This is a genomic window from Micromonospora sp. NPDC047753, from assembly GCF_040642735.1.
GTDB lineage: Bacteria > Actinomycetota > Actinomycetes > Mycobacteriales > Micromonosporaceae > Micromonospora.
Genome location: NZ_JBEYSL010000580.1, coordinates 1 through 3844, shown reverse-complemented (window position 1 = coordinate 3844; position 3844 = coordinate 1). Strand labels below are relative to the sequence as shown.

Genomic DNA, 3844 nt, shown 5'->3' with positions numbered 1-3844 from the left:
CCCGCGGTCAACAGCCTGCTCGACGCCGGTGCCGACATCCCGGCGACGGTGTGGCTGGAGTACGCCCACGAGGGTGCTCGCCGCCGCCCGCGAGTACGACCTGGTGGTCCCCACCGGCGTGGTCGGCGCCGTGGGGATGGCCGGGCTCACCCTCGCCGGCGGGTACGGCCCGCTGTGCGGCCGGTTCGGTCTGGCCCTGGACAACCTGCTCGGCGCGGAGGTGGTTCTCGCCGACGGCCGCCGGGTCACCGCCGACTCCCGGCACGACGCCGAGCTCTACTGGGCGTTGCGTGGCGGCGGTGGCAACCTCGGCATCGTCACCGAGCTGCGCTTCCGCGCGCACCGGCTGCCCGGCGTACTGGCCGGGATGATCATGTTCGCGCTCTCCGAGGCGCCGGCCGTGCTGCGCGGCTACGGCGCGCTGGTCGCCGAGGCTCCGGACGAGCTGACCGTGATGGCCGGCTTCCTGCCCGGCCCGGCCGGCGAGCCGGTGATCTTCGTCTGCCCGTTCTACAGCGGCTCAGACCTGGACGCCGGGGCGCCGTGGATGGACCGGCTGCGCGCGCTGGGCACCCCACTGGTCGACCAGATCGGCCCGATGCCGTACGCGGACGCGCTGCGGATGTTCGACGGTGGGATGGTCGACGGCAACCACTACCTGCTGCGGACCCGGTGGTTGCCCGCGCTCACCGACGGCGCTGTGGACACGCTCGTCGACGCGGCCCGGCAGGTCACCTCGCTGTTCTCCGCGCTGGCCGTGCACCACTTCCACGGCGCGGCCACCCGGGTCCGCTCCGCCGACACGGCGTTCGGGCTGCGCACCGATCACCTGATGGCCGAGATCATCGCCGTGTGGGCGCCCGGCGATGCCGCCGGTCCGCACCGCGAGTGGGCCGAGCGGACCTCCGCGGCGCTCGCCACGCACGCCCTGCCCGGCGGTTACCCCAACCTGCTCGCCCCGGAGGAGACCGACCGGGTCCGGCTCGCGTACGGCGCGAACTGGGCACGGCTGCGCCGGGCCAAGCGCCGCTACGACCCCCGCCACCTGCTGCACGCGGTGCCCACCCTGCCACCCCCGGAGCACCCCGAATGAGCAACCGCCAGCGGTATCCCGAGGCACCCGGAACGAGCCGCCGCCTGCCGCCCCCGGGGCACCCGGAATGAGCCGCCGCCGGGAGCACCCCGACAGCGCACGCCGACGGAGGCGTACGATTCCCGGCGCGCGGTCGCTGATGCCCGTCGCCACAACGTTCCCGGTGCGGTTCCGCCCGCCGGCCCGACGCGCGCCGCGCGTCGTTGGACAACTGTTCCGCTGCCTGCAAGGGGTCGGCCCCGAGTCCGACCTGAAGGAGAGACTAGCCTGATGGGCGTGACACGCCGCGTAAAGATCGTCTGCACTCTGGGTCCCGCCACCTCGTCCCCGGAGCGCATCCGGGGTCTTGTCGAGGCCGGCATGAACGTGGCGAGGCTCAACTTCAGCCACGGCAGTCACGCCGACCACGAGGCGGTCTACCGACTCGTCCGGGAAGCGTCGGAGGCAACGGGTAAGCCGGTCGCCGTCCTCGCCGACCTGCAAGGCCCCAAGATCCGGCTCGGTCGGTTCGCCGACGGCCCCCACGAGTGGCGCACCGGTGACACCGTCGTCATCACCGGCGACGACGTCCTCGGCACCAAGGAGCGGGTCTCCTGCACCTACCGCAAGCTGCCGCAGGAGGTGAAGCCCGGTGACCGCCTGCTGATCGACGACGGTCGGGTCGCCGTCGAGGTCACCGACGTCACCGGCAACGACATCCGCTGCCTCGTCACCGAGGGCGGCCCGGTCTCCAACAACAAGGGCGTGTCGCTGCCCAACGTGGCGGTCAGCGTGCCCGCCATGTCGGACAAGGACGCCGAGGACCTGCGCTTCTCCCTCGGTCTCGGTGTCGACCTGGTGGCGCTCTCCTTCGTCCGCTCGGCCGAGGACATCAAGCTCGTGCACGGGATCATGGCCGAGGAAGGCGTGTTCCGGCCGGTGCTCGCCAAGGTCGAGAAGCCGGAGGCGGTCGAGCACCTGGAGGCCATCGTGCTGGCCTTCGACGGCGTCATGGTCGCCCGCGGTGACCTCGGTGTCGAGATGCCGCTGGACGAGGTCCCGCTGGTGCAGAAGCGCGCCGTGCAGCTGTGCCGGGAGAACGCCAAGCCCGTCATCGTGGCCACCCAGATGCTCGACTCCATGATCGAGAACTCCCGCCCCACCCGCGCGGAGGCCTCCGACGTCGCCAACGCGGTGCTCGACGGCGCGGACGCGGTCATGCTCTCCGGCGAGACCAGCGTCGGCAAGTATCCGGTGCTCACCGTCAGCACCATGGCCAAGATCGTGACGACCACCGAAGCCGGTTCCATCGGGGTGCCGCGCCTGCAGCACGACCCGCGTACCCACGGTGGCGCCCTCACGGTGGCCGCCTCGTCGATCGCCCGGGCCATCAACGCCAAGGCGCTCGTCGCATTCTCGCAGACCGGCGACACCGTGCGACGGCTGTCCCGCCTGCACTGCGACCTGCCGCTGCTGGCCTTCACGCCGGTCCCCGAGGTGCGCGACCAGCTCGCCCTCACCTGGGGCGTGGAGACCTTCCTGATGCCGTTCGTGCAGCACACCGACGACATGTTCCGCCAGGTCGACCAGGCGCTGCTCGGCCTCGACCGGGCCAACCCCGGTGACTACGTGGTCATCGTGGCGGGTAGCCCGCCCGGCACCCCCGGTTCGACCAACACGCTGCGCGTACACCAGCTCGGCTCGCTGGTCGACGCCGCGTCGGCGCGGGCCCTGCAGTGAGCGACGGTCGGGTCGCGGTCGGCCAGGCGGCGGTTGACCAGCTGCTGGAGGTGCTGGACCTCGACCCGACCGGCGAGATGACCTTCCGGGGGATGAGCCCCCAGGTCGGCCCACAACGGGTGTACGGCGGCCAGGTCGCCGGTCAGGCACTGGTCGCCGCCGGCCGCACCGTCGATCCGGAGCGGTTCGTGCACTCGCTGCACGGTTACTTCGTCCGCCCCGGCGACCCGGTCGAACCGATCGCGTACGAGGTGGAGAACATCCGCGACGGCCGGTCCTTCTCGGTCCGCCGCGCGGTGGCCCTCCAGCACGGCAAGCCGATCTTCTTCATGTCGGCGTCGTTCCAGCGGGCCGAGGAGGGCTTGGACCACCAGGTTCCGGTCCCGCTGGACGTACCCCCGCCGCAGGACGTGCCGACGATGGCCGACCGGCTCTCCCGCTACCCGGAGCGGCTGGGCATCTGGGGCCAGATCCCACGACCGATCGACGTGCGCTACGTGGGTGAGCCCGGTTGGGTCCGCCCCGGCGACCGGCCCGCCGACCCGCACCAGCGCGTCTGGATGCGCATCGACGGCAAACTGCCTGACGACCCCCTGCTGCACGCCTGCGCGCTCACCTACGCCTCGGACCTCACCCTGCTGGACTCGGTGCTCTCCGCGCACGGCGAGGTGTGGGGGCCGGGCGGGTTGGTCGGTGCGAGCCTGGACCACGCGCTGTGGTTCCACCGGCCGTTCCGGGCCGACGAGTGGTTCCTCTACGACTGCCTGAGCCCGTCGGCGTCCGGGGCGCGCGGGCTGGCCACCGGCCGGATGTTCACCACGGACGGCCGGCAGATCGGCAGCGCCGTCCAGGAGGGTCTGCTGCGCCGCGTCGGCGCCTGACGCTGTCGCTCGACCTCGCCCAGCAGCGTGTCGATCGGCCCGCCCGGCAGCGTGTCGATCGGCCCGCCCGGGAGCATGTCGCTCGTCCCCGCCAGGCAACTGGAGGCCACGCCGGGCCAACTGCGGAGAACGCCTGTGTCCACTGGCAACG

General features: G+C 72.4%; 3 protein-coding genes and 1 pseudogene. All 4 read left to right on the top strand.

Translation table 11 applies throughout. From position 1 onward, the window contains the following. Positions 1–81, top strand: a pseudogene (locus ABZ749_RS31265) (siderophore-interacting protein); the annotation flags it as partial. A 55-nt stretch (positions 82–136) separates the two neighbouring features. Further along, positions 137–1093 (top strand): BBE domain-containing protein, encoded by a 957-nt coding sequence (locus ABZ749_RS31260; protein WP_357234104.1) that lies wholly within the window; start codon positions 137–139, stop codon positions 1091–1093. A gap of 270 nt (positions 1094–1363) precedes the next feature. Further along, the gene (gene pyk / locus ABZ749_RS31255) at positions 1364–2812 is read left to right on the top strand and encodes a pyruvate kinase (RefSeq protein ID WP_357199496.1); all 1449 of its coding nucleotides are present in this window, start codon (positions 1364–1366) and stop codon (positions 2810–2812) included. After that, the gene (locus ABZ749_RS31250) at positions 2809–3693 is read left to right on the top strand and encodes an acyl-CoA thioesterase II (RefSeq protein ID WP_357234102.1); all 885 of its coding nucleotides are present in this window, start codon (positions 2809–2811) and stop codon (positions 3691–3693) included. Before pyk ends, ABZ749_RS31250 begins: the two co-directional genes overlap by 4 nt. The last annotated feature ends 151 nt before the right edge of the window (positions 3694–3844 follow it).

Coding starts and splice junctions, on each gene's coding strand:
- pyk (WP_357199496.1), top strand. CDS start 1,364: ATGGGCGTGACACGCCGCGTAAAGATCGTCTGCACTCTGGGTCCCGCC.
- ABZ749_RS31260 (WP_357234104.1), top strand. CDS start 137: ATGGCCGGGCTCACCCTCGCCGGCGGGTACGGCCCGCTGTGCGGCCGG.